The 1,008-nt window shown below is 52.2% G+C and carries 2 protein-coding genes; both read left to right on the top strand.

The window, feature by feature from the left end; translation table 11 throughout:
• Window positions 1-197: 197 nt before the first annotated feature.
• Window positions 198-677 carry a hypothetical protein gene (locus EYQ49_08475; GenBank protein ID HIG25908.1) on the top strand — a complete coding sequence of 160 codons (480 nt, stop codon included), beginning with the start codon at window positions 198-200 and terminating at the stop codon, window positions 675-677.
• The coding region (locus EYQ49_08470) for an NUDIX hydrolase (protein HIG25907.1) at window positions 674-1,008 on the top strand (335 nt) is incomplete at its 3' end. The genes EYQ49_08475 and EYQ49_08470, both read left to right, overlap by 4 nt.

Genomic DNA, 1,008 nt, shown 5'->3' with positions numbered 1-1,008 from the left:
GACCGCATTGTCGAACACGCCATCTTTGCTGATGCGTACATGGTTAAGCATTTGATGGGGCAGACCCAAAGCTATATTTCTGAGCCAATCTGGGAATGGCTAGAAAGTCCATGGGAAAAGCCAAGGTATTTCTCCTATCAAGTACGGGGGAGTCGGCCAAACAATGAGATAACTCGGCTTTAGGTTTAAATGCATTTATGAATGAAAATATTAAAAACCTTACAGATGGGCCTCGACACCTTTTTTCTGGCTGGCCGGTTGCGGCGGTCCCTGAAGTAGCTGCAGGGCTGTATTCAATCTGGGATGAAAACCAGTTTGTTTACATCGGGATGAGTGGCCGGAGCGCAACACCTGAAGAGCTAGAACGGCGCCGTCAGATTGGGAAAACATTCGGGCTGTTTAATCGCTTGGCCGCTCATGCCAGCGGGCGACGTAGCGGTGATCAATTCTGTGTCTACGTGGCGGACGTCTTTGTATTGCCACAGTTGACCGCCGGTCAAATCGAGTCCATAAGTAAACGCCAAGTAACGTTTGATTCCCTGGTGAAGACATATATCCACGATCATCTATCGTTTCGGTTTATGGAAACTGTTGACGGGGTAACAGCGTTGCGCCTTGAGGCAGAAATAAAAGCAGGGTCGCTTGGTGTTAAACCATTGCTAAACCCCACGCCATGACCATGCGTAGCAGGACTGCGGTATTTGGGGTTATTGAGTCGCCAGATGGTGTGCTGCTGGTAGCTAATCGGCGGGGGAGAGGTCGCCTGGATTGGACGCCGCCTGGCGGGTTAGTGGACAAAGGAGAGTCCTCGCTTGAAGCGCTCACCCGTGAAGTGAGAGAAGAATCGGGGCTCATGGCCGCCGACTGGTCGACGCTGCTTTACACCGCGGAAGTTCAGTTTCGAGAAACCGACCGCCCGAAAAACCTTTACATCGAAGTATGGCGAGCGGCCGCCTGGGGAGGGGAGTTGAGTTTCTACGACCATGACGGGGTGGTTGAACACGGGGT

The sequence above is a fragment of the Acidimicrobiia bacterium genome, from assembly GCA_012959995.1.
Lineage (GTDB): Bacteria > Actinomycetota > Acidimicrobiia > Acidimicrobiales > MedAcidi-G1 > MedAcidi-G2B.
The sequence above is the reverse complement of the archived record's forward strand: the minus strand, read 5'-3'. Positions and strand labels throughout refer to the sequence as shown.